Here is a 26,328-nt window from a genome sequence, read left to right as displayed (position 1 = left end):
GTCTTATGCGCCTTTTCAGACCCTGCCCCCAAGCCGCCGCCGCCCCGGCCCGGAGCGTCTGATGACCACGCCACCCGCCCGTGCCACCGATCCCCTGCGGAAGCTGACCCCCCGTGAGGCCCAGGCCCTCACCCACCTGGCCGCCGGACACGGCCTCGATCACACCGCCGCCGCACTCGGCGTCACCACCGCGACCGCCCGCAGTTATCTGCACCGGGCCATGCGCAAACTCGGCTGCCCCACCGAAGCCGCCGCGATCGCCCTGCTCAGGACCGCACCCCCGACCGGCCCGGGCCGGCGCCCCCCGGCCGCCCCCACCGGCACCGACCGTACGCGAGTGGCCCCCACTGCCCCGGGAGAACGCAGCGGCATGACCAAGACCACCCCGACCGGCGGGAAGCCCGGCACCGACAGCGACCGCCGCCACCGCTCCCCCGGCGTCGGCAGCGGACCCGGCACCGGCCCCGGCCGGTCGACGGCGCACGGCGAGCCCGGCACCCCGGCGGCCTCCGGGCCGGGCCAGCAGTCCGGCCAGCACCAGGGCCAGCCGCAGGGCCCGTCCGCGCGCCCCGGGCCCGCCCCGGGCAAGCCCGAGGGTCGGCGCCGTCGTCCCGCGGACGGCACGCGCGGCCCACAGGGGGCCGGGCGCAAGCCGGGCACCCCCACCGCCCCCACCGCCGCCGCGGTCACCGCCCCGACCGCCGCCCCGGGCCCGGCCGCTCCCCAGCCACCTGCGGCCGCCCGGCCCGCGGCCGCGTCCGTGGCCGGTCCCGGTTCCGGTTCCGGTTCCGCCCCCGGCGGGCGCGACGCCGCCGACTCCCGTGAACGGATCAGCGCGGCCCTCAGCGAGGCGGGCCACGGACGGGACCTGACGGAGAGCTTCGAGGAGCTGTACGAGGCCGCGCACACCCGGCTGGTGCAGCAGGTGTTCCTGCTGACCGCCTGCCGACACCGCGCGGTGCACTGCGTGCGGCGGGCGTTCGGGGAGGCCCGGCAGGACTGGGGCGGGGTGGTCGGCTCGGGCGATCCGGAGGGCTGGGTGCGGGTGCGGGCCTGCGAGCTGGCGCTGTCGCCGTGGCGGCGCGGCGGCCCCCGGCGGGTGCACGCGTGGACGCTGCCGCACCGGCGGATCCGGGTCCGGCCGGCCGACGAGGCCCAGTCGGTGCTGCCGGACCACGACCGGCTGACCGACCGGGACAAGGCGCTGTTGAAGGCCCTGCGGCGGCTGTCCCGGCCGCAGCGGCGGGCGCTGGTGCTGCACGACGGGCTGGGGCTGCCGGCGGCGGCGGTCGCGGTGGAGGTGGAGTCGACCCGGGCGGCCGCCGAGGGGCGGGTGTGGGCGGCGCGGGCGGCGCTGGCGCAGTGGGTGCCGGAGCTGGTGGGGCCGGACCCGGCGGCGCCGGGGTTCGCGGACGGGCTGAGCGGGCTGCTTCACCGGGCGGCGGTGCGGGGCTGCCCGGAGCCGCACCGGGCGCCGGTGCCGGTGCTGCGGGCCAAGCACCGGATGGGCACGGCCGCCCGGACGGGCGCGGCGGTGCTGCTGACGGTGGCCGTGGGCGGGGCGACGGTGGCGACGCTCTCCGGGCTGCGTCCGGCGGCGCTGTTCCACCGGCCGGAGCAGCCGGTCCCCGCGCTCTGCGTGCCGGCCCCGACGGCGGAGGTGGAGGCCCCGGGCGTGCCGCTGCTGCCGGGCGGGGCGCCGAACGGCATCACCAGCCTGTGGTGCAGTCCGACGCCGGGGCTGGAGGCGGTGGTGGCGGAGCCGCAGGCCCAGGCGGTCGCGCGCTGGGAGCTGCCGGCCGCGGCCCGGGGCGTGGCCCCGCCGCCGCAGCAGGACCCGGCGGTGTGCCCGACCTGGTCGCCGCTGCCCTGCGCCACCGGTCCGGGGCACTGACGCGCCGACGGCACCGGGAACGGCGAGCGCCCCCGCCCACAGGGGCGGGGGCGCTCGGCGCGCGGGTGACCGGGATCAGCCCTTGGCGGCGATGATCTCGCGGGCCAGGCGGGCGGTCTCGGACGGCGTCTTGCCGACCTTGACACCGGCGGCCTCGAGGGCCTCCTTCTTCGCCTGGGCGGTGCCCGAGGAGCCCGAGACGATGGCGCCGGCGTGGCCCATGGTCTTGCCCTCGGGGGCGGTGAAGCCCGCGACGTAGCCGACGACCGGCTTGGTGACGTGCTCGGCGATGTAGGCCGCGGCACGCTCCTCGGCGTCGCCACCGATCTCACCGATCATGACGATGATCTCGGTCTCCGGGTCCTCCTGGAAGGCCTTGAGGGCGTCGATGTGGGTGGTCCCGATGACCGGGTCACCGCCGATGCCCACGGCCGAGGAGAAGCCGATGTCGCGCAGCTCGTACATGAGCTGGTAGGTCAGGGTGCCCGACTTCGAGACCAGACCGATCTTGCCGGAGGTGGTGATGTCGGCCGGGATGATGCCGGCGTTCGACTGTCCGGGGCTGATCAGGCCGGGGCAGTTCGGGCCGATGATCCGGGTCTTGTTGCCCTTCGAACCGGCGTGCGCCCAGAAGGCGGCGGTGTCGTGCACCGGAACGCCCTCGGTGATGACGACGGCCAGGCCGATCTCGGCGTCGATGGCCTCGATGACGGCGGCCTTGGTGAAGGCCGGCGGCACGAAGAGGACGGAGACGTCGGCGCCGGTCTCCTTCATGGCCTCGGCGACGGAGCCGAAGACCGGGATCTCGGTGCCGTCGACGTCGACCGTGGTGCCGGCCTTGCGCGGGTTGACACCGCCGACGATCTGGGTGCCGGAGGCGAGCATGCGGCGGGTGTGCTTCATGCCCTCGGCGCCGGTCATGCCCTGGACGATGACCTTGCTGTCCTTGGTAAGGAAGATAGCCATGGTGTTAAGTCCCCTTCCTTACTTGTTGGCCAGCTCGGCGGCGCGGTCAGCGGCGCCGTCCATGGTGTCCACGCGCTGGACCAGCGGGTGGTTGGCGTCGTCGAGGATCTTGCGACCCAGCTCCGCGTTGTTGCCGTCCAGGCGGACGACCAGCGGCTTGGTGACGTTCTCGCCCTTGCTCTCCAGGAGCGCGAGGGCCTGCACGATGCCGTTGGCGACCGCGTCACAGGCGGTGATGCCACCGAAGACGTTGACGAAGACCGACTTGACGTCGGGGTCGCCCAGGATGATCTCCAGGCCGTTCGCCATGACCTCGGCGGAGGCGCCGCCACCGATGTCCAGGAAGTTGGCGGGCTTGACGCCGCCGTGGTTCTCACCGGCGTAGGCGACCACGTCGAGGGTGCTCATGACGAGGCCCGCGCCGTTGCCGATGATGCCGACCTGGCCGTCGAGCTTGACGTAGTTCAGGCCCTTGGCCTTGGCAGCGGCCTCCAGCGGGTTGGCCGCGGCCTTGTCCTCGAGCGCCTCGTGCTCGGGCTGACGGAACTCGGCGTTCTCGTCCAGGGAGACCTTGCCGTCGAGCGCGATGATCTTGCCGTCGCCGGACTTGATCAGCGGGTTGACCTCGACGAGGAGGGCGTCCTCCTTGATGAAGACGGTCCACAGCTTCTGCAGGACGTCGGCGACCTGGTCGGCGACCTCGGCCGGGAACTTCGCCGCGGCGACGATCTCGGCGGCCTTCTCCGGGGTGCAGCCCTCGTTGGCGTCGACCGGGATCTTGGCGAGCGCCTCGGGGTTCTGCTCGGCGACGACCTCGATCTCCACGCCGCCCTCGACGCTGGCCATGGCCAGGAAGGTGCGGTTGGTGCGGTCCAGCAGGAACGAGACGTAGTACTCGTCCTTGATGTCCGCGGTCTGGGCCAGCATCACCTTGTGAACGGTGTGGCCCTTGATGTCCATACCGAGGATCGCCTCGGCCTTGGCGACGGCGTCGGCCGGGTCGGCGGCGAGCTTCACGCCACCGGCCTTGCCACGGCCGCCGACCTTCACCTGAGCCTTGACGACGGCGCGTCCGCCGAAGCGCTCGGCGATGGCGCGAGCGGCTTCGGGGGTCTCGATGACATCACCGTCAAGCACGGGCACGCCGTGCTTGGCGAAGAGGTCCCTCGCCTGGTACTCGAACAGGTCCACGTGTGTTCGTCCTTGTTCGTGGTCGCGGATTGTGTCTCTACGAGCGTGCCACGGCAGGATCTTCGCTGCGGGTCGTCGAAGCGGTGCGGGTACGCAGAGGTACGGCCTTGCGGCCCACACAGCCACGGGCGCACACGTCAATCAACACGCGCGTCACGTCCGTCTGGCAGGTTATCCCCGTGGGACGGGACTGTTCCGCCCGGGGCCTGTCCGCCATGGGTGAGAACCGTCACAGATCGGCCTCCGGCCGTCGACGGCACCCGCGGTCCACCGATCGAGTGATTCACACGTTCGAGTGAAGTCGTCACCCCCCGGTCAAAGCTCCCGGTCAGGGGCTCCCGGTCAGGGCTCCCCGTCGGCCGCCCCCGTCGGGTGCTGCGGGATCGGACGCTTCTCGATCGCCGCCGCCATGATCCCGGGGAAGGCGTCCGGGGTGCAGGCGAAGGCCGGGGCGCCGAGCGCGGCCAGGGCGGCGGCGTGGGCGTGGTCGTACGCGGGGGCGCCCTCGTCGGACAGCGCGAGCAGCGCGACGAACTGGACGCCCGCCGCCTTCATCGCGGCGACCCGCCGCAGCATGCCGTCCCGGACACCGCCCTCGTACAGGTCGCTGATCAGCACCACGACGGTCTCCGACGGCCGGGTGATCCTCGACTGGCAGTAGGCGAGGGCCCGGTCGATGTCGGTGCCGCCGCCGAGCCGGGTGGCGAACAGGACGTCCACCGGGTCGGTCAGCTGCTCGGTGAGGTCGACCACCGAGGTGTCGAAGACGACCAGCCGGGTGTCCAGGCTGGGCATCGAGGCGAGCACCGCGCCGAACACCGCGGCGTGGACGACGGACGGCGCCATCGAGCCGGACTGGTCGACGCAGAGGATGACGTCCTTCCTCACCGCCCGCCGGGCCCGGGCGTGGCCGACCAGCCGCTCGGGCACGACGGTGCCGTGCTCGGGCAGGTAGTTCCTCAGGTTGGCCCGGATCGTCCGGTCCCAGTCGATGTCCCGGTGGCGCGGCCGGTTCACCCGGGCGCTGCGGTCCAGGGCTCCGCCCAGGGTGGTCCTGGTCCGGTCCGCCAGTCGGCGCTCCAGGTCGGCGACCACCTTGCCGACCACGGCCCGGGCGGTCTCCCGGGTGGTCTCGGGCAGCGCGTGCCGGAGCGACAGCAGGGTGCCGACCAGGTGCACGTCCGGCTCGACGGCCTCCAGCATCTCCGGCTCCAGCAGCAGCCGGTCCAGGCCGAGCCGGGTGATCGCGTCCTGCTGCATCAGCTGGACGACGGTGGACGGGAAGTACTCCCGGATGTCGCCCAGCCAGCGGGCCACCTGCGGGGCCGAACCGCCCAGCCCGGCCGCGCGGCGGCCGCCCCGGGGCGGCCTGCCGCCCTCCTCCGGCGCACCCCGGTAGAGCGCGGCGAGGGCGCCGTCCATCGCGGCGTCGCGACCGCGCAGGGTGCAGCCGGTCCCGTCGGCCGCGCCGCCGAGCACCAGGCGCCAGCGGCGCAGCCGTTCGTCGGTCGGGGTCGCTGCCATCGGGTCCTCCTGGTGCGGCGGGCGGGTCGGGGGCGGGCGGGGTCAGGTGTCGCGGCCGGCGGGCTGGCGGGGGATCCGCGGGCGGACGCCGAGCAGGACGGCCAGCACCGGGACGGCCGCGTCGGCGCGGTCCGGGTCCAGTGCGTCGCCGGTCCCGGGCGCCGCCGGGGCGGCGTCCAGCGGACCGGCCGCGACCCGGGCGCCGATGGTGGTGCGCACGCCCGCCTCCAGCCCGGCGAAGGTGCGCCGCAGCAGTGGCAGGACATCGGTGAACACCTCGCCGCCGACCCCGCAGAGCCACTCGTCCAGCAGGGCGAGCAGCCGGGGGTCGTGCAGCAGCAGGGCGCCGCCGCCGGCGAGGAAGCCCTCGACCCAACCGGCCGCGTCGGCCGGGGCGTTGGCCGTCGACAGCACCAGCCGGAGCCGTCGGCCGACCTCCTCCGCGTCCAACCGGCCGTCGTCGAGCAGCAGCCGGACGGCGCGGCCGCGCAGCAGGCCGGGGACGCCGGTGGCCGGGGAAGCGGCGGGCTCGCGGCGGGCCAGCGAGCGCAGGGCGGTGGCCCAGCGCTCGGGCAGTCCGTCGGGCAGTCCGTCGGGGGCCCCGGCGGCATCGGCGGCAGCAGCGGTACCGGCAGCGGCGGGGCCGGCGGCGGCCGGGCCCGGGCCGAGCAGGGCGATCGCGCCGTGCACCTCGTCGATCCGGGCCCGCATCGCCGCCGCCCCGTCCGCGTCCAGGCCGACGCAGGCGGGTGGCAGCCCGACGCAGACCCGCTCGGCCAGCCCGGCCGCGGCCCCGGCCAGCGCGCCGTGGTCGGTGCCGCGCACGTCGCCGTAGCGCAGCGCCCGGACCAGCGCCGGCAGCGCGGCCGCCAGGTGCGCGACATCGGTGTCCAGGGCCGCGCAGTCCGCCAGCACCCGCATCACCGCGGGCAGCGCACCGGACAGCCCGGCCAGCAGGCAGGTCTCCACCAGGCCGGTCAGCTCGGCGAGTTCGACGGCGGCGCGGGCGGTGCCGACCGCCTTGCCGACGGCGGCCTGCTCCACCGTGGTGCCCCACTGGGCGGCCTCGGCGATCCGGACCGCGAACTCCGGCTGCCAGCAGAGCCGCCAGCTCTCCCGGAAGGTGCCGGTGGAGTGGACCGGGGACCGGGCCGGCACGCCCCACCCGACGCCCAGCAGCCGCAGCCGGTGCAGCAGCCGGGAGCGGGCCGCGTCGGTGTCCTTGCGCAGGTCGAGGTCGAGGTCCCGGGGCGCGGCCTCCGGTCTGAGCCGCAGCGAGCGCTGCAGCCGCGCCAGGTCGCGCTGCAGCGGCACCGCCGGTGCGCCGTCCGGCACCTCGCCGAGCGCGTCGCCGACCACCAGGCGGTCCCGGACGAGTTCCAGCGCGACGTCCGAACCCTCGCAGAGCACCGCGCGGACGGCGTCCAGGGTCTCGGTCAGCCCGGCGAGCGGGCGGCCGCGCAGCACCGCGAGGGTCTCGGCGAGCCGGACCGCCTCGATCACGTGGGCGGAGGAGACCGGGTGGTCCTCGGCGCGCAGCAGGTCGGCGGCCCGGGTGAGCCAGCGCGGCACCGGGTCGCCCTCGGTGCTGAACAGGTGGTGGTACCAGCCGGGCGACCGGACGCCCGCGCCGTAGCCGGCGGCCTGGGAGAGCCGGCGGTGCGTCCACGGGATCCAGGTGATGTCCGCCCGCACCCTCTTCGGCAGCCCGGCGAGCAGGGCCCGGTCGTGCGCGACGGTGGGCGCGGTCGCCAGCGCGGGCACGTGGAAGGCGCCGCAGACCACGGCGATCCGGCGGTGACCGGCCCGCCGGGCGGCCCGGATCCGCTGACGCATGTGGGCCTCCCGCAGTTCGTCCCGGCGGGACTCGCCGAGGCCCTCGGCGCGCAGCGCCGCCATCGCCTCGGCGACGGCGGCGAACGGTGCCAGCGCGTCCGCGCCGGGGGCGCGGTGCTCGACCACGTCCTCCCACCAGCGCTCCGGGTCGTCGTGGCCGGCGGCCCCGGCGAGCAGCGCCAGCGGGTCCGCGGGCGGTTCCTCGGCGGCCTCCCCGCCCTCCTCGGCCGGGTCGTCCGCCCGGTCCCAGGGCCGGTCCCCCGCGGCCGGTACGAAGGCGTACCCGGCGGGCAGGTCGATGAAGTGCACCGGCAGGCCGTGGTCCACCGCGTACCGGATCGCCACCCACTCCGGGGAGAACGCGGCGTACGGCCAGAACGCGGCCCGCGACGGGTCGTCCACCGCGTGGGCGAGCAGGGCGACCGGCGGCACCAGGTCCTTCCCGGCCGCCAGGTGGACGACGGCGTCGGCCTCCACCGGGCCCTCGATCAGCACCGCGTCCGGCCGCCACTGCGCCAGCGCGGCCGCCACCGCCCGGGCCGAGCCGGGGCCGTGGTGCCGGATGCCCAGCAGGGCGACCTCCGAGGTCACGCCGTCACCTCGCGGGCCGCGCGGTAGAAGTCCTTCCAGCCGTCGCGCTCGCGCACCACCCCTTCGACGTACTCGCGCCACACCGCCCGGTCCGCCACCGGGTCGCGGACGACCGCGCCGAGGATGCCGGCCGTCACGTCCCCGGCGCGCAGCACGCCGTCGCCGAAGTGGGTGGCCAGGGCCAGGCCGTTGGTCACGACCGAGATCGCCTCGGCGGTGGAGAGGGTGCCGCTCGGGGTCTTGACCTTCGTCCGGCCGTCCACGGTGAGACCGGCCCGCAGCTCCCGGAAGACCGTCACCACGCGCCTGATCTCCTCGGCGCCGCCGGGCAGTTCGGGCAGGTCGAGGGAGCGGCCGAGCTGGTTGACCCGGCGGGTGACGATGTCGACCTCCTCGTCCAGCGAGCCGGGCAGGGGCAGCACCACGGTGTTGAAGCGGCGGCGCAGCGCGCTGGACAGCTCGTTGACGCCGCGGTCCCGGTCGTTGGCGGTGGCGATCACGTTGAAGCCGCGCACGGCCTGCGTCTCGCCGCCCAACTCCGGTACCGGCAGGGTCTTCTCGGACAGGATGGTGATCAGGCCGTCCTGCACGTCGGCCGGGATGCGGGTGAGCTCCTCGATCCGGGCGAGCTTGCCGTCCGCCATCGCCCGCATCAGCGGCGAGGGCACCAGGGCGTCCCGGCTGGGGCCTTGGGTCAGCAGCCGGGCGTAGTTCCAGCCGTACCGGACGGCCTCCTCGGGGGTGCCCGCGGTGCCCTGCACCAGCAGCGTGGAGTCGCCGCTGACCGCGGCGGCCAGGTGCTCGGACACCCAGGTCTTCGCGGTGCCGGGCACGCCGAGCAGCAGCAGCGCGCGGTCCGTCGCCAGGGTGGTGACGGCGACCTCGACGATCCGGCGCGGACCGATGTACTTGGGGGTGATCCGGGTGCCGTCCGGCAGCTCGCCGCCGAGCAGGTACGTCGCCACGGCCCACGGCGAGAGCTTCCAGCGCTCGGGGCGCGGGCGGTCGTCCTGGGCGGCCAGCGCGGCCAGTTCGCCGGCGAACGCGTCCTCGGCGTGCTGCCGCAGAACGTCGGTCATGGGGGCTCCTTGAGGTCGGCCGCCGGGCCCGCGGGTGCCCCGGTGGTGAGGTGAACGGAGGGAGCCAGGTCGGCGTCCCGGCCTGTGGAAACCACCTTGCAACGCGGCACTGACAACCGCCGGACGGGCGCCGGACGGGCCGTCAGCCACTGTCAGTGCCCCCGCCTACCGTCGGTCGCATGGAGGAACGCTGGAGCACCGAACACGTCCTGTCGCTGGCCCCTGACGCCACGTCGCGCAAGGCCGCGGGCGAGCTGTCCGCGCCCGCGCCCTGGACCGGCACGGGCACCGACGGCGCCGCCCTCTGGGGCGAGTGCCGGGGCGGCGGCCGCACGCCGTACCGCACCGTGATCGAACTCGCCACGCCCGCCTACCGGTGCAGCTGCCCCGGCCGGAAGCTCCCGTGCAAGCACGCGCTCGGACTCCTCCTGCTGTGGAGCGGCGCCCCCGAGGCCGTACCGGCCGGCGAGCCCGCCGACTGGGCGGCCGAATGGCTGGAGGCCCGGCGGGAACGGGCCGAGAAGCGCGCGAGCGCCCCGGCCGACCCGGAGGCCGCCCGCCGCCGGGCCGAGCGGCGCGGCGCCCGGGTCGCGGCCGGCGCGGCCGAACTGCGGCTGCGGCTCGCCGACCGGATCCGGCACGGCCTGGCCGACCAGTCCTCGGCCGGCCCCTGGGAGGAGGTCGCGGCCCGGATGGTCGATGCCCAGGCCCCCGGACTCGCCGCCCGGGTACGGGAGTTGGACACCCTGCCGGAGGACCGGCTGCTGGAGGAGTACGCGATGCTGCACCTGCTGGCCACCGCCGCCACCCGGGTCGACGAGCTGCCGGCCGCGCTGGCCGCCACCGTCCGCGCCCGGGTCGGCTACACCCTGGACGCCGCCGAGGTGCTCGCCGGCCCGACCGTACGGGACCGCTGGCTGGTGCTCGGCAGCCGCACCGTGCCGATGGAAGGGGCGACCGACGAGCGGCTCACCACCCGCCGGGTCTGGCTGCGCGGCGCCAAGACCGGCCGCCCCGCCCTGCTGCTCGCCTTCGGCCGCCCCGGCCGGGCCCCCGACCTCGCCCTGCCCACCGGCCACCTGCTGGAGGCCGAACTCGCCTACCACCCCGGCGCCCGCCCGCTGCGCGCCGTGCTCGGCACCCGCTACGGCGCCCCCGGGCCGGGCCCGGCCGCCCCGCCCGCCGGGCTCACCGTCGCCGAGGCGGTCGCCGGGTACGGCGGCGCGGTGGCCGACGACCCGTGGCTGGACAGCTGGCCGACCGTGCTCGCCGGGGTCGTCCCGGTCCGCGCCCCGGACGGCTGGCACCTGACGGACGGCCACCACACCGTCCCGGTACGGCCATCGGCCGTCCCCGAGGCCGCCCTGTGGCGGCTGGCCGCGGTCTCCACCGGCCGCCCGCTGACGGTCTTCGGCGAGTACGGCCACCAGGGTTTCGCCCCGGTCACCGCCTGGACCGCCGAGCACCGCCCGGTCGGCCTCACGTCCGTCTAGGCCCTGTCCGGCCGATCCCGCCGGGCGCGCCCCAAGGAGAACCCGACGTCCCAGGAGAACCGACGATGACCCTCACCCAGGACCCGTGGGAGCCGCTGCGGACCAGCGCCCTGCTCGGCACCGACCGGCGGCCGCTGCCGCCCACCGCGCTGCCGCTCGCCGAGGCCGTGGACCCGTCCGATCCGGCCACCGCCCTGCTGGAGCTGGCCGCGCTGGCCACCGTCCGCCGCCGGGCCGGCGCCCTGCCGGTACCGGCCGCCGGGCCGCCCGGGCCGCCCGCCCCCGAGGACCCCCGCCCCGAACTGCCCGAGGCCGCCGCCCGCCGGCTGGCCGTCCTGCTCGGCGGGCGCACCGGCGGCACCGGCGGCGCCACCCTGGCCAACCTCGCCGAGCTGCTGCCGCAGTGGCTCGCCGCCGCCCGGGCCGCGGGCCTGCGGCCGCCCGCCGCGCTGATCCCCGGACTGCTCGACGCCGCCCGGGCCCGCAGCGAACTGCGCTCCGACGCCGTCGCGCTGGCCGGCCCGCCGGGCCGCTGGCTGGCCGCGCAGAACCCCGACTGGCGGTTCGTGCTGCGCACCACCGCCGCCGGGCCGGCCCGGCGACCGGCGGACCCGGGCACCCCGGCCGACCCGGCGGACCCGGCCGACCACCGGCTGTGGCACGAGGGCCTGTTCGCCGAGCGGGTCACCCACCTGACCCTGCTGCGCCGCCACGACCCGGCCGCCGGACTGGAGCTGCTGCGCAGCACCTGGCCCACCGAGCGCGCCGAGGACCGGCTGCTCTTCCTGGACGCCCTCCAGGACGGCCTCTCCCCCGCCGACGAGCCCTTCCTGGAGGCCGCCCTGGGCGACCGCAGCAAGAACGTCCGCGCCACCGCCGCCGAACTGCTCTCCACCCTGCCCGACTCGGCGCTCGCCCGGCGGATGGCCGAGCGGGCCCGGGCCGCCGTCCGGCTCGCCGACAGCGGCACCCACCTGCTGGTCACCCCGCCCACCGAGTGCGACGAGCGGATGCAGCGCGACGGCATCGCCCCCAAGTCCCCCACCGGGCGCGGCGAACGTGCCTGGTGGTTCGGCGAGTTGGTGGCCGCCGCGCCGCTGTCGGTCTGGCCGGCCGACACCGGTCTGACGCCCGGGCAGCTGCTCGCGCTGCGGGTCGGCGACAGCCTGGACGAGACCAGCAGCAGCTGGGCCGACGACCTGCGGGAGGCCTGGGCGCGCGCCGCCGTACGCCAGCACGACGCCGACTGGGCCCGCGCCCTGCTCGGCCCGGCCCCCGCCCCGCCGACCCGGGGCGCCGGGCGGGCCCGGGGCGCGCGGGTGACCGGCGCCCCGGCGAAGCTGCTGGCCGTGCTCCCGCCCGAGGAGCGGGCCGCCTGGACGGCCGCCTTCGTCGAGGTGCACGGCCTGGCCGAGGCCTTCCAACTGCTCGGGGCCTGCGCCACCCCGTGGACGCCGCCGCTGTCCACCGCCGTGGTGACGGCGCTGGCCCGGGCCGCCGCCTCCGGCGCGTACCCGTGGAGCCACAGCGGGGTGCTCGGGATGACGGAGCGCGCGCTCGCCCCCGGGACGGCCGCCGCGGTGGAGGAGCTGGCCGCCGGGGCCCCGCCCGACTCCGCCTGGTCGGAGACCTTCGCCCGGCTGGCCGGGACCCTGCGCTTCCGGGCGGCGATGCTCGACGAACTGACGGTCACGCCGGGTTGACGCACCGGCGGGCCGGGCAGCCGGTACGGCCGGGCGGGCAGCACGGCCGTACCGGAGCGCGCCCCGGGAACGCCCGAGCGGGCCGGTCCAGGACGGACCGGCCCGCTCGGCGCGCGGCGGAGCTCAGCCGGCGGTCCGCAGGTTGGCCTCGACCCAGGCGACCACGTCCCGGGTGGTGGTGCCCGGGGTGAAGATGTCGGCGATGCCCATCGCCTTGAGCTCGGCGATGTCCTCGTCCGGGATGATCCCGCCGCAGAAGACCTTGATGTCCTCGGCGTCCCGCTCCTTCAACAGCTCCAGCACCCGGGCGCACAGGGTCATGTGGGCGCCGGAGAGGATCGACAGCCCGATGCCGTCCGCGTCCTCCTGGATCGCGGTGTCGACCACCTGCTCGGGGGTCTGGTGCAGCCCGGTGTAGATGACCTCCATACCGGCGTCGCGCAGGGCGCGCGCGATGACCTTGGCGCCACGGTCGTGACCGTCGAGCCCCGGCTTGGCGACCACCACACGGATCGGCCCCGACACACTCATCACTGCCTCCTGGACCTCGTCGTCCATCATCCGACCGGGCTTCGTGGGCCCACGGTGCGGTTGACGCGGTTAACGCTCGATAACCAACCAACCTGAGGGGAGATTAGCGCCACCCGCCCCGGTTGGCCGAGCCACCTCCCAAGAGGAGGGCAAAGTCACAGCGCCGGGCCTTGCTACCAGCGGGTACGCCCGTCGACGGGCCCCCGGACACCGCGCGGACCCCCGTGCGCCCCCTTGACAACCGGCGGTTTTTCCGGGGTGTCGGCCGTGGGGCTACAGTCACGCCTGTTTACCTCGCCCGACGACGTGACCGAGGCCCACCGAGGAGGCAGCCCCCGATGGCTCCCGAAGCAGCCGCCCGCCCCACCCGTGCGGAGCTGCGCCTCGCCGCCCGCGAGCAGTCCCGCGCCCAGCGCCGCGGCGCCGCCAAGGCGGCCACCCGGGCCGCCCTGTTCCGGGTCGCGGTGCCCTCGGTGGCCGCGCTCGGGGTCGCCGGGGCGGCGGGCGCGGCGGTGGTCCAGGAACAGGCCGACCGGGCGCCGGCCCAGGCCTCGGCGCCCGACGCCCCCACCGGACCGGCCGCAGCGCAGAGCGCCCGGCAGGCGCTCGCCCACACCGACCAGGACCAGGCCTCGCGCGGCGACGCCCGCGGGCCGCTGACCGGCACCCAGCCCGGCGACGGCACGCCCACCGCCACCCCGACCGCCCAGCCGACCCCCGAGCCGGTCAAGCCCAAGGTGGTCATGCCGGTCGCCCGGCACGGCCTGGGCGAGCTGTTCGGCGCCTCCGGCGAGCACTGGGCCAGGCGGCACACCGGCATCGACTTCCCGGTGGACGGCGGCTCCGAGGTGTACGCCGTCACCGACGGCACGCTCCGGACGCAGTGGAACCCGTTCTACGGCTACATGTCGATGCTGAAGATGCCGGACGGCACCGAGGCCTGGTACTGCCACCTGCGCAGCTACAAGGTCCGCAAGGGGCCGGTGAAGCAGGGCGACGTGATCGCCTTCGTCGGCAGCAGCGGCAACAGCACCGGACCGCACCTGCACTTCGAGATCAGGCCGAAGGACAGCGGGCCGATCGACCCGCTGCCCTGGTTCCTCGCGAACGGGCTGGACCCGAGGTAGCCCCCGGGGCCCGCCGCGGACGCCCTACAGCTTCTCGACCGGCGCGTAGCGCAGCACCAGCCGCTTGCGCCCGCCCGAGCCGAAGTCCACCTCGGCCTGCGCGTTGTCGCCGGCGCCCGTCACGCCCACCACGGTGCCCAGCCCGAAGGTGTCGTGGGTGACCCGGTCTCCGACGGCGAGCGAGGCGACCTCGCGCTCCACGACCTTGCCGCCGCGCCGCACCGACTGCCCCCAGCCCGCCTTCGGCGCGGCCGAAGCGGACGACGAGGACCGCGAACTCCCGCCCCCGGACGAGGACTTGCCCCAGGAGGAGCCCGAGGAGAAGCCGCGCTGGACCGGCGCCTGGGCCGCCCCCGTCCGCTTCCACTCGACCAGCGCCCCCGGGATCTCCTCCAGGAACCGCGAGGCCGGGTTGTAGGCCGGCTGCCCCCAGGCGCTGCGCAGCACCGAGCGGGTCAGGTAGAGCCGCTCGCGGGCCCGGGTGAGGCCGACGTACGCGAGCCGGCGCTCCTCCTCCAGCTCCTTGACCTGGTTGAGCGCCCGCATGTGCGGGAAGATCCCGTCCTCCATGCCGGTCAGGAAGACGACCGGGAACTCCAGGCCCTTGGCGGTGTGCAGGGTCATCATCGTGATGACGCCCTGACCCTCCTCGTCGTCGTCCGGGATCTGGTCGGAGTCGGCGACCAGCGCGACCCGCTCCAGGAAGTCGGCCAGCGAGCCGACCGGCGGCGCGCCGTCCTCCCCGGCGTCCGGCCGCTCGCCCGGGTCCTGCTCGTACTCCAGCGCCACCGACGCGAGTTCCTGGAGGTTCTCCACCCGGGTCTCGTCCTGCGGGTCGGTGGAGGCCTGGAGCTCGGCCAGGTAGCCGGTCTCCTCCAGGACGGCCTCCAGCACCGCCGCCGGGCCCGCGCCCGACTCGACGACCTGGCGCAGCCCGGCCATCAGGACGTTGAACTTCTTGACGGCGTTGGCCGAGCGCGCGGCCATCCCGTACGCCTCGTCGACCCGCACCAGCGCCTGGGCGAAGGAGATCCGCTCCCGGGCGGCCAGCGCGTCGACCATCGCCTCGGCCCGCTCACCGATGCCGCGCTTGGGCACGTTGAGGATCCGGCGCAGCGGCACGGTGTCCTCCGGGTTGGAGAGCACCCGCAGGTAGGCCAGGACGTCCCGGACCTCCTTGCGCTCGTAGAAGCGCACCCCGCCGACCACCTTGTACGGCAGGCCGACCCGGATGAACACCTCCTCGAACACCCGGGACTGGGCGTTGGTGCGGTAGAAGATCGCGACGTCGCCGGGCTTGGCCTCGCCCTTGTCGGTGAGCCGGTCGATCTCGTCGGCGATGAACTGGGCCTCGCCGTGCTCGTCGTCCGCGACGTAGCCGACCACCTTCTCGCCGTGGTCCCCGGCCGTCCAGAGCTTCTTCTCGCGCCGGTTGGCGTTGCGCTCGATGACGGCGTTGGCGGCGCTCAGGATGGTCTGGGTGGAGCGGTAGTTCTGCTCCAGCAGGATCGTGGTCGCGTTCGGGTAGTCCTCCTCGAACTGGAGGATGTTGCGGATGGTCGCGCCGCGGAAGGCGTAGATCGACTGGTCCGCGTCACCGACCACGCACAGCTCGGCGGGCGGCACCTCGGCGAGGTGCGCGGCGGCCGGGTTCACGAACTCGCCGTCCACGGTGCGCCTGGGGGCGGCGGCGACCGAGCCCCCGCTCAGCTCGCGGACCAGCATGTACTGGGCGTGGTTGGTGTCCTGGTACTCGTCGACCAGGATGTGCCGGAACCGGCGGCGGTAGTGCTCGGCGACGTCCGGGAAGGCCTGCAGCAGGTTCACCGTCGTCATGATGATGTCGTCGAAGTCGAGCGCGTTGGCCTCGCGCAGCCGCCGCTGGTAGAGCGCGTACGCCTCGGCGAGCTTCTTCTCCATCGGGTTGGCGGCCTGGTCGGCGAAGGTCTCCTCGTCGATCAGCTCGTTCTTGAGGTTGCTGACCTTCGCCGTGAAGGACTTCGGCGGGAACTGCTTGGGGTCCAGGTCGAGGTCGCGGCAGACCAGCGACATCAGCCGCTGGGAGTCGGCCGAGTCGTAGATCGAGAAGCTGGAGGTGAAGCCCAGCAGCTTGGACTCGCGGCGCAGGATCCGCACGCAGGCGCTGTGGAAGGTGGACACCCACATCGCCCGGGCGCGCGGGCCGACCAGCGCCTCGACGCGCTCGCGCATCTCGCCCGCGGCCTTGTTGGTGAAGGTGATCGCCAGGATCTCGCCCGGCTGCACCCCGCGGGCGCCCAGCAGGTGGGCGATCCGGTGGGTCAGCACCCGGGTCTTGCCGGAGCCGGCGCCGGCCACGATCAGCAGCGGCGAGCCGGCGTGCAGCACGGCCTCGCGCTGGGGGTCGTTCATCCCCTCCAGCAGCTGCGCCGGGTCGACCACCGTGCGCGCGGCGCCGTTGCGGTACCAGGCGTCCCGCTCGGCCTCGGCGGCGCCACCCGGCTGATTGAAAGCAGTCGTGTGGAACAGCCCGTCCGGGATCGCCTCCTCGTACGCGTCGTACGGGACTTCGTCCTCGTACGGCGGGGGCTCCTCGTCGGCGGCGTCGACGGGCACGGCGGGCTGCTTCGACCCGGCGGCGGGTGCCTCGAAACCGGGGAGCGGGAGGTCGTCAAAGAGGCTACTCATGGCAATGACGAGTCTATGGCCACCCACCGACAAGCCCGCCCGCCCCGGGGGATCCGGGGCGGGCGGGCTCGGCCGGCAGGTCAGACCAGGCGGCGGGCGGTGGCCCAGCGGGTGAGCTCGTGGCGGTTGCTGAGCTGGAGCTTGCGCAGGACGGCGGAGACGTGGCTCTCGACGGTCTTCACCGAGATGAAGAGCTGCTTGGCGATCTCCTTGTAGGCGTAGCCGCGGGCGATCAGCCGCAGCACCTCGCGCTCGCGCTGGGTGAGCCGGTCCAGGTCCTCGTCCACCGGCGGGGTGTCGGTGGCGGCGAAGGCGTCCAGGACGAAGCCGGCCAGCCGGGGCGAGAAGACCGCGTCGCCGTCGCCGATCCGGAAGATCGCGTCGACCAGGTCGGTGCCGGTGATGGTCTTGGTGACGTAGCCGCGGGCTCCGCCGCGGATCACGCCGATGACGTCCTCGGCGGCGTCCGAGACGGAGAGCGCCAGGAACTTCACTCCCCCCTGCTCGCCCATCACGCCGGCCGAGCGGCGCAGCACCTCGACGCCGCCGCCGCCGGGCAGGTGGACGTCGAGCAGGACGACGTCCGGCCTGGTCTCGGCGACCACCCGGACCGCCGAGTCCACGTCGTCGGCCTCGCCCACCACGTCGATCCCGGTCACGTCGGTGCGGCCGATCTCGGCCCGGACCCCCGTCCGGAACATCCGGTGGTCGTCCACCAGCACGACCCTGGCCGTCCGCCCCGGCTCTGCCTCAGTCATTCGTTCTCTCCATCTCCAGCTCGACCTCGGTGCCGCCGCCCGCCGCCGGCCGCACCCGCGCGGTGCCGCCGTGCCGCTTCATCCGGCCGATGATCGACTCCCGTACGCCCATCCGGTCCTCGGGCACCGTGTCGGGGTCGAAGCCGGGTCCGTGGTCGCGGATGAACACCGACACCGTCCTCCCCTCCACCTCGGCGTAGACCTGGACCGGTCCCCCGCCACCGTACTTGGCCGCGTTGACGGTCGCCTCCCTCGCGGCCTGCATCTGTGCCGCGACTTTCTCGTCCATCGGGCAGTCGCCGACGATGACCAGCTCGACCGGGACGCCGTGCCGGTCCTCGACCTCGGCGACGGCGGCGCGCAGGGTCTCCGCCATGGTGTCCGGCGCGGCCTCGGCGGCGGCCTCCGGGCGGTACAGCCACAGCCGCAGCTCGCGCTCCTGGGAGCGGGCCAGCCGGAGCACCTCCTTGGGGTCCTCGGCCCGGCGCTGGATCAGGGTGAGGGTGTGCAGCACCGAGTCGTGGATGTGCGCGGCGATCTCGGCGCGCTCCTGGGCCCGGATGCGGGCGGTGCGCTCGGCGCCGAGGTCCTGCCAGAGCCGCAGGCCGTACGGGCCGAGCAGCACCAGCACGCCGGCCAGCACGGCGAGCGAGGCCTCGATCACCGAGCCGAGGGTGGAGCCGCTGCCCTGCATGGCGAGCAGCGCGATGGTGCCGACCACCGCGAGCAGCACGCCCGCGCCGACCCGGGTGTAGGCGCTGCGGCGCTTCTCGCCCTCCTCGATGCCGAACCAGCGCTGCCAGCGCGAGTCGTCGGCCTGCCGCCAGACCAGCGCGACGCCGACGCCGATCGCCAGCAGCGGCCAGGTGTACGGCTTGGCGGTCTGCCAGCCGAGCACGTTCAGCAGCGCGATCAGGCCGATCACGACCATGACCAGGGCGGCGAGCTGGCCGATGCCGCCCTGCCCGGTCCGGCCGCCGGGCCGGGTGCCGGCCTCGCCCTCGCCCTCCGCGGCGGTGGCGGTGGCGGCCGCGACCGGCTCGCCCTGGAGCGCGTGCTGGAGCAGTTCGCGCAGCCGGCCGACCCACCCGCCGCCGCCGCCCGACTTGGTCACCGGGGTGCCCGGCCGCAGCCAGGGCGAGGTCGGGACGTAGACGCCGTTGACGTTCACCCAGTGGGTGCCGCCGCGCTGCGAGGGCTCGCCGATGCCGATCGGCACCACGAACCAGAACGCCGCGTACAGCAGCGCCCCGATCCCCTGCGCGAAGAACAGCAGCACGAAGGCCAGCCGGACCCAGCGGACGGGCAGCCCGAGGTGCACCGCCAGGCCGTGCGCGACGCCGCCCAGCATCCGCCCCTGCGGGCTGCGGTAGAGCCGGCGGTAGGGCGGCCGACCGTCGGCGGGCGCGTTCGGGTCGGCGCCGGCCGGCGCCGCGGCGTCGGGGGCGAGGGGGCGGGGATCGGTACCGGGTGCTGCCACGTCACCGATGGTTCCACGCGGGCGCCTCCGGGCGCATCAGGGTGGTGCCCCCCAGTCCTCTCAGGGAGAAGTCAGGGTAGGGACAGGGCCCTACCCGGTTGGGTCCGCCCGCCCGCTGCCGGAAGGATGGTGCCCATGACCGAGGACCACATCCAGGAGGCCGGGCCCACCGCCCCGCCGGAACCGGAGCGCCCGCCGCTCACCAGGACCGAGCACCACCGCGTGGTGGCCGGCGTCTGCGGCGGCCTCGGACGGCACCTGGACATCGACCCGGTGGTGTTCCGGGTGGTCACCGTGGTGCTCTGCCTCTCCGGCGGCCTCGGACTCTTCCTGTACGGCCTGGCCTGGCTGATCGTCCCGACCGAGGCCGGCGAGGGCAAGGGCCGCGGCGGGCGCACCGAGCTCCAGCGGGTACTGACCGGCCGGGTCGACGGCCAGTCGATCGGCGCGGTCCTGCTGACCGTGATCGGCACCGGGGTGTTCTTCTCCTCGATGGGCGACGGCGACCAGCTGTTCCCGCTGCTGCTGCTCGGCGGCCTGGTCTTCCTGGCGGTGCGCTACGACCCGGAGCGCCGCCGCGGCGGCTTCCGGGGCCGCGGCCGCCGCCGCGGCGGCCCGTACGACCGGCACTTCCCCGATGCCGAGGGCCAGGGCTGGCCGTCGGACGAGGCCCGGGCCCGGCACGCCGCCGCGCAGGCCGCCGGGACCGTCCCCGCCGACTCCCCCGCCCCCGGCCCGAGCGGCTACCTGTGGGACCCCCGCCACCCCGAGCGCAACCCGTACGGCGCCACCGACCAGGGCGGCACCCCGCCGCCCGGTGCGGGCCCCAAGGTGCCGCCGCCGGGCGGCCCGGCCCAGGCCTGGTGGCAGCGGGCCGACCTCCCGGCCGGCGACCCGCTGCGCAAGGAGCGTCCGGAGCGGCGCGAGCCGGCCGTCGTCCGGCACCCCAAGGAGCGCTCGCCGCTCGGCTTCTTCGGCTTCCTGCTGGCGATCGGCGCCGCCACCGCGGTCTGGTCCGCCTCGGTCGGCCACACCGACGTCACCAGGCTGAGCACCGTGGTGCTGGCCACCGGGCTGCTGGTGATCGGCCTGACCCTGCTGCTGGCCGCGAAGTTCGGCAAGGCCCGCAAGCTCGCGGTGCTGGGCCTGCTGACCACGCTGGCGCTGGCCTTCGCCGGCCACTCGCCGCACACCGTGCAGGACGCCGTCGGCGACCGCACCTGGACGGTCGCCGCGGCCACGGACCTCAAGGACCGCTACAACCTCGGCGCCGGCAACATCCGGCTGGACCTCTCCCGGCTGGACCCGGCCGGCGGCACCGTCGCCACCAAGGTCGACCTCGGGGCCGGCGAACTGGTGGTCACCGTGCCGGCCGACGTCACGGTGGACCTGGTCGCCCGGGTCGGCCTGGGCAACGTGACCGTCCCCGGCGGCCAGGGCGGCGGCACCGGACGGCACGTCTACCAGCTCGGCCCGGTGGACGGCCGCCCGTCCAAGGGCACCATCGACCTCCAACTCGGCATCGGCATCGGCGACATCAAGGTGGTCCAGCAGTGAGGAAGCACCGGCTCGACCTGTTCTCGCTGATCGCGGGCGGGCTGTTCACCGTGATCGCCGTGCTCTACCTGGTGGCGGCGCTCAACGACCGGTCGGTGAACGGACGCGTCGTCGTCCCGGTCACCTTCATCGTGCTCGGCGTCGGCGGCCTGGCCGGCGCGGTCGCCGCGGTGGCCCGGCGGGGCCGGCCGGACCGCGACGAGTAGGGCGTGCCGTGCGGCTCAGCTCTGCTGCGGGCCCAGGGTCAGCTTGTCGCCGTTCCGGCTGACGGCGTAGCGGGGCAGCGGCTTGACCGCCGGGCCGTTGACCACGGCGCCGGTCGCGGCGTCGAAGCGGGAGCCGTGGCAGGGGCAGTACAGCTGGCCGTTCTTCGGGGCGTCCACCGCGCAGCCGGAGTGGGTGCAGACGGCGGAGAAGGCGCAGTACTGGCCGGCCTTGGGCTGCACGATGTAGACGCCGTCCCCGGTGGCCGGGTCCTTGACCTGGGCCGAGCCGCCGACCGGCACGCTCGCCGCGGCGACGCTGGGGGCGGGCGCGGCGGGCGCCGTCGCGGTGCCGCCGGTGGCCGGGGCCGCGGACTGCTTGGGCGCGGCCTTGCCGCCGCGGCCGAAGGTGCGGGTGAGCGAGCCGGTCAGCAGCCCGGCGCCGCCGATCGCGACCGCCGCGATGCCGCCGTCCACCAGCGCCCGGCGCTTGACGTGCTCCTCGGTCAGCCCGCGCTCGCGGTCCCGGCCGGCCCGGCGGGCGAGGTAGCCGTCCACCGACAGGTACGGCGTGCCGGCCAGCAGCAGCGGGGTCCAAGCCATCAGGTAGCCGAGGTCGTTGCCGAGGTAGTACGGCGAGACGTTCCAGCTGACGGTCAGCCACAGGCTGAGGTTGATCAGCGCGCCGCCGAGCGCCGCGATCCGGCCCCAGAGGCCGAGCAGGGTGCCGAGGCCGACCGCCAGTTCACCGAAGGCGATGGCCAGCGCGGACAGCGTCGGCGAGTCCAGCGCGGGGCCGAGCAGGAAGCCGATCGGGCTGCCGCCCGCCTTGGCGGCCTGCGTCTGCGAGACGAAGGAGGCCGGGTCGCCGGCGCCGGCCAGGAAGTGCGCGTCGGAGAGCTTGTCCAGGGCGGCGTAGACGAAGGTGACGCCGAGGAACAGCCGCAGCGGCAGCAGCGCGTACCTGGACGCGAACGCCCGCCGCTGGGCCGCCCGGTCGGCCCGGCCGGCCGGCCCTCCCTCGATCGCCTCGGAGTCGCTGACCTCCGACATCCCGCACACCTTCCCTCGCGGCCTGCCACTCCCTGACAGGTCCGGTCCGCATTCTGCCCGCTCCTGCACGCTTTCGGTGGGACGTACCGGGGCCGGGGCCGAGAACGGCCGCGCCGCCGTTCCCTTCACTACGGGAACGACGGCGCGGCTGTTCAGGCTTCGCGGGGAGTGCTCACTCCCACTCGATGGTGCCCGGCGGCTTGCTGGTGACGTCGACGACGACGCGGTTGACGTCGCGGACCTCGTTGGTGATCCGGGTGGAGATCTTCGCCAGCACGTCGTACGGCAGGCGCGACCAGTCGGCGGTCATGGCGTCCTCGGAGGAGACCGGACGCAGCACGATCGGGTGACCGTAGGTGCGGCCGTCGCCCTGCACGCCCACGCTGCGCACGTCGGCGAGCAGCACGACCGGGCACTGCCAGATCTCGCGGTCCAGGCCGGCCGCGGTCAGCTCCTCGCGGGCGATCGCGTCGGCGTCGCGGAGCAGGTCCAGGCGCTCCTGGGTGACCTCGCCGACGATCCGGATGCCCAGGCCCGGGCCCGGGAACGGCTGGCGCTGGACGATCTCCTCCGGCAGGCCCAGCTCCTGGCCGACCATCCGGACCTCGTCCTTGAACAGCTTGCGCAGCGGCTCGACCAGCTGGAACTGGAGGTCCTCGGGCAGGCCGCCGACGTTGTGGTGGGACTTGATGTTGGCGGTGCCGGTGCCGCCGCCGGACTCCACCACGTCCGGGTACAGGGTGCCCTGGACCAGGAAGTCGACCGACTCGCCGTTGGCGCCGGCCTCGGCCACGATCTCGGCCTGGGCCTGCTCGAAGACCCGGATGAACTCGCGGCCGATGATCTTGCGCTTCTCCTCGGGGTCGGTGACCCCCTTGAGCGCACCCAGGAAGCGCTCCGAGGCGTCGACGACCTTGAGCTGGACGCCGGTGGCGGCCACGAAGTCCTTCTCGACCTGCTCGGTCTCGCCCTTGCGCATCAGGCCGTGGTCGACGTAGACGCAGGTCAGCCGGTCGCCGATGGCCTTGTTGACCAGGGCCGCGGCGACCGCGGAGTCCACGCCGCCGGACAGGCCGCAGATCGCGCGCTTGTTGCCGACCTGCGCGCGGATCAGGGCGATCTGCTCCTCGACCACGCTGCCGGTGGTCCAGGTCGGGGCGATGCCGGCGCCGCGGTAGAGGAAGTGCTCCAGGATCTGCTGGCCGTGGTCGGAGTGCAGCACCTCGGGGTGGTACTGGACGCCGTACAGCCGGGCCTCGTCGTTCTCGAAGGCCGCGACCGGGACCACCTCGGTGGACGCGGTGACGGTGAAGCCCTCGGGGGCGGCGGAGCAGGCGTCGCCGTGCGACATCCACACCGAGTGCTCCGCCGGGACGCCCTCGAACAGGGTGGAGCCGGTGCGGGAGACCTTCAGCGGGGTGCGGCCGTACTCGCGGGCGCCGCTGTTGTCGACGGTGCCGCCCAGGGTCTTGGCCATCAGCTGGAAGCCGTAGCACATGCCGAAGACCGGGACACCGGCCTCGAAGATCGCACGGTCGAGCTGCGGCGCGCCCTCTTCGTAGACCGACGACGGACCGCCGGAGAGGATGATCGCCTTGGGGTTCTTGGCGAGCATCTCGGCGACCGGCATGCTGCTCGGCACGATCTCGCTGTAGACCCGCGCCTCACGCACCCGACGGGCGATGAGCTGGGCGTACTGGGCACCGAAGTCGACCACCAGGACGGTGTCGTTGTCCGGCACGGACTGGACGGGAATTGCAGAGGACACAGACGGCCTTCCGGCAGCGGTATCAGCGGTATCGAGGTGTCGCGCGCAGCCGCCTCCCCGACGGAGGGCAGCGGCGGCGGACGGGTGTGGGTGTCTGGACACCGATTCTACCGGGCTGTCCGGTTTCACTCGTCTGCACGTCCAAAGGACCGTGACCGGGCGGGGCCGCCCTTCGTTGCTTCTGACGACCGCACGAGTGCGCCGCGTCCGCCAGACGCGCCGCCACCGCCCCGACCGGGGCACCGCCGTGCGGGTGCAGGACCACGCGTGGAGCTTCACCCCAGTCCACCGGCGCATGTGGCGCCGCCGCCCCGGCCCGCCGGGGAGCGGCTCCGTGGGACCGTGCGCGGGTGCCGCGGCCGGCCAGCAGGGGACAGCGACCCCGGCCGCGACTGGGCCGAGAGGTGGGACGGCCGGCTCCCCGGGGACGCCCGGGACCGGCCGTCGCACCGCCCTTCGATCCGCCCTTCGATCCGGGCCGCGCCCCGGGCGCACCACCCCCGCCGTCCCGCGCTGCTACGCGCGTCCCCGTGCGCCGCAACCCCCCAGATCACTACTCACCGTGATCATTCGACGCGGTGCCGCCGGTAAATGGACTGTGCCGAACTGTGCCGAATCGGTTGCAGAACGGCCCCTCCGTCCACCACGATGCTCGGTGTGACCGGTTCTCCCGGCGGCCGGCAGGCCTCCCGTGGGGCCCCGGACCATGGCCTCCGCAGTCGCCGTCCGGAACGACGACAGCGGTCGTCACCTCACGCTCCGTGAGCAAGGGACCGGCGCAGACCTGCCCGCCGACCACGCCGCACGGAGCCGCGCGTCCCGCGCCACCGGCCACCCACGCCGGCGCCGCACGGGCGCACCACGAGCCGACCGACCCGACGGCGCTCCTCCCCCGGCGCCGTCACCCCCCAGCACCGGCGCAGCCCTGACGCCGCGTGCTGAGCGACAAAGGGCCCCGTTCCCCCGCGGGGCCCTTTGCCCTTTCCGCGGCACGCTTCTCCGCCGCGCGCTTCCCCGCCGCGCGCCGGCCCTAAGGGTGGTCGCGCCAGACCGTCGGGTCCACCGGCTCCTCGCCCGGCCGCGCCTCGGCGGGGGCCGGGGCCGGCGGCACCTCGTGCGAGCCGATCACCTCGCTGACCCCGGCCACCGCCGACGCCTCCGCCACCGGCGCGTCCGCCACCGGCCCGGGCGGCGGCGCCTGGGCCGGCACCGCTCCGTAGGGCGGCCCCGCCGGGTGCGGCGCCTCCGGCGGCACCGTCCCGTGCGTCCCGTACGCCGCCGAGCCGTACGGCGCCGAGCCGTACAGCGCCGCGTCGCGACCGCCGAGCGCCGCCAGCAGCGCGGGCACCAGCAGCGCACCCACCGCCGCCCAGACCGCGCTGGCCACCAGCACGCCGAGGAACACCAGGCCGACCGAGGTGTCCTGGGTGGTGACCGAGCGGTTCGAGCCGCCCCAGCCGCTGGAGTCCGGTGCCAGGAAGGACATCGCCGAGCTGGTCAGCCCGCCGGACGCCGCCGTCAGCCCGGTCAGCAGCACGGCGTACACCACCGCCAGCCGGACCCGGTCGGCCGCGTCCAGCCGCCGCCGGTGGGCCGTCCAGCCGAGCAGCACCGCCCCGGCGAGCGCCAGCAGGGCGGCCCAGCGCCAGTCGGCGCTCTGGTCGTGCAGGTCGAAGAAGGAGAACTCCGTCCGGCGGCCGCCGGGATCGCCCCAGCCCGGGGCGTCCCCGCCCAGGCTGGTGCCCGCCCGGAGGGTCGCGCCCGAGCCCAGGCCGAGCAGCCCCAGGCCGAGGTTGGGCAGGAAGGCCAGCGAGACCGCCGTCTGCCAGCCCCGGTCGCTGTTGGCCGCGACCAGCACGAAGGCCGTCACCGAGGCCAGGCCCAGGGTCAGCGCCAGCGCCTGGCCGGCCGTCAGCGCCGCGACCGCCCAGCCGCGCACCGAGCGGTTGCGCCAGGCGGCCCAGCGCAGCGCGTCGGTGCCGTAGACGGCGAAGGCCAGCAGCCCGCCGAGCAGGACGGTCCAGCCGACCGCCCAGAGCCAGCCGGAGCCGGTGCTGTACGTCGGCTTCCCCAGGCTCAGCGCGGTGCCGTAGTAGTCCGGGTTCCGTGCGGCCGTCGCGGGCTGCCAGCTGGTGCTGCCGACCAGGCCGAGCACCGCGGTCACCAGGCCGAGCACCACCGCCGTGCGCAGCGCCTCGCCGCCGGCCTGGCCGCGGGTCAGCTGGGTGCCGTCCGCCTTGCGCCGGCGCCGCCCGGCCCGCAGGCCGAGCCAGAGGGCCAGGCCCCACAGGACGGTGACGGTCATCGGCACCACCCAGAAGGTGACGTCCAGGCCCTCCGAGCGGCCCCGGCCGACCGGGCTCCGGAGGCCGAGCCGGAACGGCGCCCCGAGCGCGTTCAGCGCCATCGCCAGGGTGGCGAGGAGGCGGTCGCCGAAGTCGGGCGTCGGGAAGGTCCGGTCGTAGGTGTAGTCGCTCGGGATCGCCGCGACCAGCGCGGCCAGCAGCAGCACCAGGGTCGGGGCGACGGCGGCCCGCAGGGCGGGGCGCCAGTCCGGGCCGGCCAGCAGCCGCCGGCCGGGCGAGGACGGCTGGTACGGCCGGCCGGCGCCCCAGCTGCCCAGCGCGGGCGGGCCGCCGACCGGCGGGTACCCGGCGCCCGGCGGGTACCCGGCGCCCGGCGGCGGGGGGTACCCGGCCGGCGGCACCGGCGGCGCGGCAGGCGGTACCGGCGGTCCGAGCGGCACCAGCGGCGCGGCAGACGGCGGGGGCGGCGGCGCCCACGGCCGACCGCAGGAGCCGCAGGCGGGCGCCCCCACCACCCGAGTCGCGCCGCACGATGCGCAGTTGGCCATGGCCGCAGTCCCCCCGCTCGACGAGTTCCTGGTCCCCCAGGGAGCCCGTTTAT

At 75.4% G+C, this 26,328-nt stretch carries 18 protein-coding genes and 1 pseudogene; 6 read left to right on the top strand and 13 right to left on the bottom strand.

All coding sequences use genetic code 11. From position 1 onward, the window contains the following. Positions 1-61 precede the first annotated feature (61 nt). Positions 62-1,894, top strand: coding sequence for a LuxR C-terminal-related transcriptional regulator (locus tag ACFXOZ_RS13525; protein WP_380590051.1), 1,833 nt, complete (start codon positions 62-64; stop codon positions 1,892-1,894). Between the two features lie 75 nt (positions 1,895-1,969). Here ACFXOZ_RS13525 and sucD read toward each other — a convergent pair whose 3' ends face one another. The 5 genes from sucD to ACFXOZ_RS13500 form a co-directional block, all read right to left on the bottom strand. Then, on the bottom strand, positions 1,970-2,860 hold the full coding sequence (gene sucD, locus ACFXOZ_RS13520) for a succinate--CoA ligase subunit alpha (RefSeq protein WP_375882209.1): 891 nt from the start codon (positions 2,858-2,860) through the stop codon (positions 1,970-1,972). A gap of 18 nt (positions 2,861-2,878) precedes the next feature. After that, on the bottom strand, positions 2,879-4,051 hold the full coding sequence (gene sucC, locus ACFXOZ_RS13515) for an ADP-forming succinate--CoA ligase subunit beta (protein WP_375882207.1): 1,173 nt from the start codon (positions 4,049-4,051) through the stop codon (positions 2,879-2,881). A 342-nt stretch (positions 4,052-4,393) separates the two neighbouring features. Then, positions 4,394-5,575 carry a VWA domain-containing protein gene (locus ACFXOZ_RS13510; RefSeq protein ID WP_380590048.1) on the bottom strand — a complete coding sequence of 394 codons (1,182 nt, stop codon included), beginning with the start codon at positions 5,573-5,575 and terminating at the stop codon, positions 4,394-4,396. Between the two features lie 42 nt (positions 5,576-5,617). Then, positions 5,618-8,002 carry a DUF5682 family protein gene (locus tag ACFXOZ_RS13505; RefSeq protein WP_380590045.1) on the bottom strand — a complete coding sequence of 795 codons (2,385 nt, stop codon included), beginning with the start codon at positions 8,000-8,002 and terminating at the stop codon, positions 5,618-5,620. After that, complete coding sequence (locus ACFXOZ_RS13500; protein WP_380521189.1) at positions 7,999-9,081, bottom strand: AAA family ATPase; 1,083 nt, start codon at positions 9,079-9,081, stop codon at positions 7,999-8,001. Before ACFXOZ_RS13500 ends, ACFXOZ_RS13505 begins: the two co-directional genes overlap by 4 nt. 179 nt (positions 9,082-9,260) lie before the next feature. Between ACFXOZ_RS13500 and ACFXOZ_RS13495 the strand changes: the two genes are divergently transcribed. Both ACFXOZ_RS13495 and ACFXOZ_RS13490 read left to right on the top strand, forming a co-directional pair. Further along, positions 9,261-10,574, top strand: coding sequence for an SWIM zinc finger family protein (locus ACFXOZ_RS13495; protein ID WP_380590043.1), 1,314 nt, complete (start codon positions 9,261-9,263; stop codon positions 10,572-10,574). A gap of 65 nt (positions 10,575-10,639) precedes the next feature. Next, a complete protein-coding gene (locus tag ACFXOZ_RS13490) occupies positions 10,640-12,277 on the top strand; it encodes a DUF5691 domain-containing protein (RefSeq protein ID WP_380590040.1) in 1,638 nt (545 codons plus the stop codon). Between the two features lie 123 nt (positions 12,278-12,400). On the opposite strand, the gene ACFXOZ_RS13485 is transcribed toward ACFXOZ_RS13490, so the two are convergent. Next, entirely contained in the window at positions 12,401-12,808 is a 408-nt protein-coding gene (locus ACFXOZ_RS13485) for a cobalamin B12-binding domain-containing protein (RefSeq protein WP_375882192.1), read from the bottom strand. Between the two features lie 338 nt (positions 12,809-13,146). Here ACFXOZ_RS13485 and ACFXOZ_RS13480 point away from each other — a divergent pair, with 338 nt between their 5' ends. Beyond that, on the top strand, positions 13,147-13,935 hold the full coding sequence (locus ACFXOZ_RS13480; protein WP_375882190.1) for a M23 family metallopeptidase: 789 nt from the start codon (positions 13,147-13,149) through the stop codon (positions 13,933-13,935). 24 nt (positions 13,936-13,959) lie between these two features. Here ACFXOZ_RS13480 and pcrA read toward each other — a convergent pair whose 3' ends face one another. The 3 genes from pcrA to ACFXOZ_RS13465 all read right to left on the bottom strand — a co-directional run bounded on the left by pcrA (position 13,960) and on the right by ACFXOZ_RS13465 (position 18,711). Next, a complete protein-coding gene (pcrA, locus tag ACFXOZ_RS13475) occupies positions 13,960-16,602 on the bottom strand; it encodes a DNA helicase PcrA (protein WP_380590037.1) in 2,643 nt (880 codons plus the stop codon). Between the two features lie 80 nt (positions 16,603-16,682). Continuing rightward, the gene (locus ACFXOZ_RS13470; protein ID WP_375882185.1) at positions 16,683-17,360 is read right to left on the bottom strand and encodes a LuxR C-terminal-related transcriptional regulator; all 678 of its coding nucleotides are present in this window, start codon (positions 17,358-17,360) and stop codon (positions 16,683-16,685) included. Then, positions 17,353-18,711 (bottom strand): PspC domain-containing protein, encoded by a 1,359-nt coding sequence (locus ACFXOZ_RS13465; protein ID WP_380590059.1) that lies wholly within the window; start codon positions 18,709-18,711, stop codon positions 17,353-17,355. The genes ACFXOZ_RS13470 and ACFXOZ_RS13465 overlap by 8 nt, the downstream gene beginning before the upstream one ends. Positions 18,712-18,975: 264 nt before the next feature. Between ACFXOZ_RS13465 and ACFXOZ_RS13460 the strand changes: the two genes are divergently transcribed. After that, positions 18,976-20,397, top strand: coding sequence for a PspC domain-containing protein (locus tag ACFXOZ_RS13460; protein WP_380521195.1), 1,422 nt, complete (start codon positions 18,976-18,978; stop codon positions 20,395-20,397). Continuing rightward, the gene (locus tag ACFXOZ_RS13455; protein ID WP_375882181.1) at positions 20,394-20,603 is read left to right on the top strand and encodes a hypothetical protein; all 210 of its coding nucleotides are present in this window, start codon (positions 20,394-20,396) and stop codon (positions 20,601-20,603) included. Before ACFXOZ_RS13460 ends, ACFXOZ_RS13455 begins: the two co-directional genes overlap by 4 nt. Before the next feature lie 15 nt (positions 20,604-20,618). Here the strand turns inward: ACFXOZ_RS13455 and ACFXOZ_RS13450 are convergent, their stop codons facing one another. The 4 genes and pseudogenes from ACFXOZ_RS13450 to ACFXOZ_RS13435 all read right to left on the bottom strand — a co-directional run bounded on the left by ACFXOZ_RS13450 (position 20,619) and on the right by ACFXOZ_RS13435 (position 26,167). Further along, the gene (locus tag ACFXOZ_RS13450) at positions 20,619-20,903 is read right to left on the bottom strand and encodes a ubiquinol-cytochrome c reductase iron-sulfur subunit (protein WP_375882361.1); all 285 of its coding nucleotides are present in this window, start codon (positions 20,901-20,903) and stop codon (positions 20,619-20,621) included. Between the two features lie 222 nt (positions 20,904-21,125). Continuing rightward, a pseudogene (locus ACFXOZ_RS13445) lies at positions 21,126-21,653 on the bottom strand (DoxX family membrane protein); the annotation flags it as partial. A gap of 172 nt (positions 21,654-21,825) precedes the next feature. Then, positions 21,826-23,394: a glutamine-hydrolyzing GMP synthase gene (guaA, locus tag ACFXOZ_RS13440; RefSeq protein WP_375882178.1), complete on the bottom strand. Its 1,569-nt coding sequence runs from the start codon at positions 23,392-23,394 to the stop codon at positions 21,826-21,828. Between the two features lie 1,057 nt (positions 23,395-24,451). Beyond that, positions 24,452-26,167 carry a hypothetical protein gene (locus tag ACFXOZ_RS13435; protein ID WP_380590034.1) on the bottom strand — a complete coding sequence of 572 codons (1,716 nt, stop codon included), beginning with the start codon at positions 26,165-26,167 and terminating at the stop codon, positions 24,452-24,454. Between the last annotated feature and the right edge of the window lie 161 nt (positions 26,168-26,328).

Source organism: Kitasatospora sp. NPDC059160, from assembly GCF_042755465.1.
Lineage (GTDB): Bacteria > Actinomycetota > Actinomycetes > Streptomycetales > Streptomycetaceae > Kitasatospora.
This window is presented reverse-complemented; position numbering and strand designations above follow the sequence as displayed.

Bases quoted from the DNA above. Each gene is read 5' to 3' on its own strand.
- ACFXOZ_RS13525 (WP_380590051.1), top strand. From the start codon at position 62: ATGACCACGCCACCCGCCCGTGCCACCGATCCCCTGCGGAAGCTGACC.
- sucD (WP_375882209.1), bottom strand. From the start codon at position 2,860: ATGGCTATCTTCCTTACCAAGGACAGCAAGGTCATCGTCCAGGGCATG.
- ACFXOZ_RS13510 (WP_380590048.1), bottom strand. From the start codon at position 5,575: ATGGCAGCGACCCCGACCGACGAACGGCTGCGCCGCTGGCGCCTGGTG.
- ACFXOZ_RS13500 (WP_380521189.1), bottom strand. From the start codon at position 9,081: ATGACCGACGTTCTGCGGCAGCACGCCGAGGACGCGTTCGCCGGCGAA.
- ACFXOZ_RS13495 (WP_380590043.1), top strand. From the start codon at position 9,261: ATGGAGGAACGCTGGAGCACCGAACACGTCCTGTCGCTGGCCCCTGAC.
- ACFXOZ_RS13490 (WP_380590040.1), top strand. From the start codon at position 10,640: ATGACCCTCACCCAGGACCCGTGGGAGCCGCTGCGGACCAGCGCCCTG.
- ACFXOZ_RS13485 (WP_375882192.1), bottom strand. From the start codon at position 12,808: ATGAGTGTGTCGGGGCCGATCCGTGTGGTGGTCGCCAAGCCGGGGCTC.
- ACFXOZ_RS13480 (WP_375882190.1), top strand. From the start codon at position 13,147: ATGGCTCCCGAAGCAGCCGCCCGCCCCACCCGTGCGGAGCTGCGCCTC.
- pcrA (WP_380590037.1), bottom strand. From the start codon at position 16,602: ATGAGTAGCCTCTTTGACGACCTCCCGCTCCCCGGTTTCGAGGCACCC.
- ACFXOZ_RS13470 (WP_375882185.1), bottom strand. From the start codon at position 17,360: ATGACTGAGGCAGAGCCGGGGCGGACGGCCAGGGTCGTGCTGGTGGAC.
- ACFXOZ_RS13465 (WP_380590059.1), bottom strand. From the start codon at position 18,711: ATGCTGGGCGGCGTCGCGCACGGCCTGGCGGTGCACCTCGGGCTGCCC.
- ACFXOZ_RS13460 (WP_380521195.1), top strand. From the start codon at position 18,976: ATGACCGAGGACCACATCCAGGAGGCCGGGCCCACCGCCCCGCCGGAA.